Below are 4,325 nucleotides of genomic sequence, written 5' to 3'. Positions count from 1 at the left end.
ACAGCGCTGTCGCCCTCATGCAACAGCCCGAGCTGATTCCGTTGGTCATCGTGCGGGGCAGTGGCGATACCACCAGGGCGCTGGCTACCGAGGGGGCCCGCCACGGGGTGCGGGTGCTGGCCCATGCCGACGGTGGCGGGGTGCTCTACATCGACGCCGCGGCCGACCCCGCGCTGGCCGTCGAACTGCTCGTGGCGGGCCTGGACCGGCTGGGGGTCTGCAACCGGGTGAACCTGCTGCTGGTTGCCGACGGTGCCCCGGAGCGGTTGCACGACGAGCTGCTCGAAGCCGCCCGCGACCGGGGCATCGCGCTGTCGCTCCCGCCGCATGACCACCCGCTCGGGCACGAGTGGGCCCTGGACACCGGCCGCGAGACGACGTTGACCGTGAGCCGGGTCGCCGGTCCGCTGGAGGCCGCCCATCTCGCGAATCGGGAGACCTCTGGCCTCGCCGCCACGATCGTCACCCGCGACGAGGCGGCGGCGCACGTGTTCCTGGACAACTACACCGGAACCGGGGCGTTCTGGAACGCCAGTACCCGCTTGCTCGACGGTTTCAAGCTGCGGCGAGTCCCCGAGACCGGGATCAACGTCGACCGGGTACCCGGTCCCCGAGGCCCGGTCACCTTCCAAGATCTGTACTTACGTCAGTTCGTGATCGTCCCGTCCCCCGTCGCCTAGGCTGCGGCCATGTCCGGCCGGCGACTCGGGGTGATGGGCGGGACCTTCGACCCGATCCACCACGGGCACCTCGTGGCGGCGAGCGAGGTGGCCACGCGGTTCCATCTCGACGAGGTCGTCTTCGTGCCGACCGGCCAGCCGTGGCAGAAGAGCCACCAGACGGTCTCGCCCGCCGAGGACCGCTATCTGATGACGGTCATCGCGACGGCGTCCAACCCGCAGTTCTCGGTCAGCCGGATCGACATCGACCGCGGCGGCCGTACGTACACCATCGACACCCTGCGCGAACTGCGGGCCGCGAATCCGGACACCGATCTCTTCTTCATCACCGGCGCCGACGCGCTCGCCCAGATCCTGGGCTGGCGGGACGCCGACGAGCTCTTCTCGCTCGCTCACTTCATCGGGGTGACCCGGCCCGGGCACGCCCTGACCGACCCGGGACTCCCCGACGGCGGGGTGTCGCTGGTGGAGGTGCCGGCCCTGGCGATCTCCTCGACCGACTGCCGCGCGCGGGTGCTCAGCGGTGACCCGGTCTGGTACCTGGTCCCGGACGGCGTCGTGCGCTACATCAACAAGCGGGGGCTGTACGGGGAGAAGGCGCCGCAGGCATGAACGATCGCTACGGATACGACCCGTACGGGCAGCAGCCGCCCGAGCAGCCGGGGCAGCCCGGAGAGCCCCGGTTTCTCGGGTACGACGAGTACGGGCAGCCGGTCTACGGCTACGAGCCGCACGACCCGTACGGGCAGGCTCCCGGCCGGCAGCAGCCCGAGCAGCAGGGCCACCCCTACGGCGACTCCTACGGGCAGCAGCCGCAGCAGTACCAGCAGCAGGCGCACCAGCATCAGCAGCCCCAGCAGCAGACTCAGCAGCAGGAGTGGATCCCGCAGCAGAGCGCGGTCCCCCAGCGGGAGCGGTACGGGCAGCCGGGGCCGGGCCCGGGGCTGGAGCCGGAGCCGCCGGCCGGACCCGGGAGCGCCGCGGGCGGCACGGCCGCCGCGGGCGGCGGCGGCCGGGACCGGGAGTACGGCACCGAGCAGTTCGCCTTCGTCGAGGAGCCCACGGACGACTCCGAAGACGTCATCGACTGGCTGAAGTTCAGCGAGAGCCGCACCGAGCGGCGCGAAGAGGCGCGCCGCCGCGGCCGGAACCGGGTGGTCGCGCTCGTCGTCGCCGTCGTCCTGGTGGCGGTGGGCGGCGTCGGATACCTCTGGTACGCGGGCAAGCTGCCCGGCATCGGGGGCAAGAGCGAGGGTGGCGCGACGGCCGCCGGTCAGCAGCGCGACGTCATCGTCGTACACCTGCGCGCGCTCAAGGGCGGCGGCAGCTCCACGGCACTGCTGGTGGACAACGCCGACGCCAAGCGCGGCAACACCGTACTGATGCCGAACACCCTCGCCGTCTCCACCGAGGACGGCGCCACGACCACCCTCGGCAAGTCCGTCGAGGACCAGGGCACCGCTCCGACCCGCGACGCGCTGGGCACCCTGCTGGGCGCGGACATCAAGGGCAGCTGGCGCCTGGACACCCCCTACCTGGAGAACCTGGTCGAGCTGGTCGGCGGCATCACGCTGGACGCGAACGCCACCGTGCCCGGCGAGAAGAAGGGCGACAAGCCCTTGGTGACGCGCGGCAGGGCACAGGACCTGGACGGGCGGGCCGCCGTCGCGTACGCGACCCACCGGGGCATCGGTGAACCGCAGACCCGGCAGCTGGAGCGCTTCGGCGAGGTGATGCAGCAGACGCTGCGGAAGCTCTCCAGCGACTCGAAGACGGCGACCAGGACGGTGCGGTCGCTGGGACAGATCCCCGACCCCTCCCTCCCCGAGCCGGAGCTCGGCGCGTCCCTGGCGAAGCTGGCCGGCCAGGCCAAGGGCGGCTCGTACAAGACCGCGCTGCTGCCCGTGCGGACGAACGGCACGCTGAGCCCACGTACCAGCGAGGGCCTGGTCAAGCAGGTGCTGGGCGGCACGGTCAAGAACTCCGATCCCGACGCGACCCCCAAGGTGAAGGTGACGAACGCCAGCGGTGACCGCGGAGCCGACGACGGGGCCTCCGCCGCGCTCGTCAACGGCGGCTACACCGTCGTCAACGGCGGCGCCGGCAGCGTGGCGCAGGCGCGGTCCCTGGTGACGTACGCCGAGCCGAAGCAGCGCCCCAAGGCCGTGGAGGTGGCGAAGACGCTGGACCTGCCGGCCGCCGTGGTGCGCAAGGGCAAGGGGACGGCCAACGCCGATGTGACGGTCGTACTGGGCCGGGACTACAAGGGGTGAGAGAGCGCCCGGCCCGGCGTGAGATCCTGGCGTCTGACGCGATACGTACACCTGACCGCTGTTTCCTGAAGTGAAAGCTATCCCTGTGACCGCTACGGACCGTTCCACCGCCCTGATCAACGCCGCCGCCCAGGCTGCCGCCGACAAGCTCGCGCACGACATCGTCGCCTACGACGTCAGCGACGTCCTGGCCATCACCGACGCCTTCCTGCTGGCCTCCGCGCCGAACGACCGGCAGGTCAAGGCCATCGTCGACGAGGTCGAGGAGCGGCTGCTCAAGGAGCTGGGCGCCAAGCCGGTACGCCGCGAGGGCGAGCGTGACGGGCGCTGGGTGCTGCTGGACTTCATCGACATCGTGGTGCACGTGCAGCACAGCGAGGAGCGGGTCTTCTACGCGCTGGAGCGGCTGTGGAAGGACTGCCCGGAGCTGGACCTGCCCGAGGACGCGAAGTCGACCCGTGGCAAGGGCGCGGAGCACGCCGGCCAGGCGGACGGCGAGGGATCGTACGAGGGCGCGGCGGAGCGGGGCGGAAACGAAGGCCGCCGATGACTCCGGAGGCCGTCACCCCGGCGCCTGAGGCGACCGGGACGACTGAGGCGACAGGGGAGACCGGGGCACCCCCGGCCAGTCCGGTGCGCCGGGACCGCAAGGTCGTGCTCTGGCGGCACGGTCAGACCGCGTGGAACCTGGAGCGGCGTTTCCAGGGCTCGACGGACATCGAGCTGACCGAGGAGGGCCGCCGGCAGGCGCGGCGGGCCGCCCGGCTGCTGGCCGGACTGCGCCCGGACGCGATCCTCGCCTCCGACCTGAAGCGGACCGCGGCGACGGCGGCCGAGCTGTCCGCCGTCACCGGCCTCGAGGTGACGCACGACGAAGCCCTCCGGGAGACGTACGCGGGGGCGTGGCAGGGGCTGACCCACGAGGAGATCATCAAGCGGTTCGCCGACGAGTACACCGCGTGGAAGCGTGGTGAGCCGGTGCGGCGCGGGGGTGGCGAGCTGGAGACCGAGGTCGCCGAACGGGCGGCGCCTGTCGTGGAGCGCACGGTGGAGAAGCTGCCGCCGGGGGGCATCCTCGTCGTCGTCAGCCACGGCGGCACCATCCGTACCACCATCGGGCGACTGCTCGGCCTGGTGCCCGGCACCTGGGAAGCACTCGGCGGGCTCTCCAACTGCTGCTGGTCGGTGCTGGGCGAGAGCGTACGGGGCTGGCGGCTGCTGGAGCACAACGCGGGCACGCTCCCCGCGCCGGTGCTCGGCGACGACGACTGACGTGCCTCACGGCTGATTTCGCATCCCGCCTGGTCAACGGTTATGCTGCTGCTCGTTCACGGCGTCGCGGCGCCTGGAACCGCGCGGGGCTATAGCTCAG

Annotated in this window: 4 protein-coding genes and 1 pseudogene; all 5 read left to right on the top strand. The window is 71.8% G+C overall.

Translation table 11 applies throughout. From position 1 onward, the window contains the following. Positions 1–680: pseudogene (locus ACRDP3_RS00275) on the top strand (aldehyde dehydrogenase family protein); the annotation flags it as partial. A 9-nt stretch (positions 681–689) separates the two neighbouring features. Next, entirely contained in the window at positions 690–1,292 is a 603-nt protein-coding gene (gene nadD, locus ACRDP3_RS00270) for a nicotinate-nucleotide adenylyltransferase (protein WP_431514729.1), read from the top strand. Continuing rightward, positions 1,289–2,953, top strand: coding sequence for an LCP family protein (locus ACRDP3_RS00265; protein ID WP_431514728.1), 1,665 nt, complete (start codon positions 1,289–1,291; stop codon positions 2,951–2,953). Before nadD ends, ACRDP3_RS00265 begins: the two co-directional genes overlap by 4 nt. Positions 2,954–3,038: 85 nt before the next feature. Continuing rightward, positions 3,039–3,503, top strand: coding sequence for a ribosome silencing factor (gene rsfS / locus ACRDP3_RS00260; RefSeq protein ID WP_431514727.1), 465 nt, complete (start codon positions 3,039–3,041; stop codon positions 3,501–3,503). Next, complete coding sequence (locus ACRDP3_RS00255) at positions 3,500–4,225, top strand: histidine phosphatase family protein (RefSeq protein WP_431514726.1); 726 nt, start codon at positions 3,500–3,502, stop codon at positions 4,223–4,225. The genes rsfS and ACRDP3_RS00255 overlap by 4 nt, the downstream gene beginning before the upstream one ends. Positions 4,226–4,325: the final 100 nt, after the last annotated feature.

This window comes from Streptomyces sp. (assembly GCF_050698815.1).
Lineage (GTDB): Bacteria > Actinomycetota > Actinomycetes > Streptomycetales > Streptomycetaceae > Streptomyces.
This window is presented reverse-complemented; position numbering and strand designations above follow the sequence as displayed.

What these genes read in the sequence shown, in the direction of transcription:
- nadD (WP_431514729.1), top strand. Translation starts at nt 690, where the DNA reads ATGTCCGGCCGGCGACTCGGGGTGATGGGCGGGACCTTCGACCCGATC.
- ACRDP3_RS00265 (WP_431514728.1), top strand. Translation starts at nt 1,289, where the DNA reads ATGAACGATCGCTACGGATACGACCCGTACGGGCAGCAGCCGCCCGAG.
- ACRDP3_RS00255 (WP_431514726.1), top strand. Translation starts at nt 3,500, where the DNA reads ATGACTCCGGAGGCCGTCACCCCGGCGCCTGAGGCGACCGGGACGACT.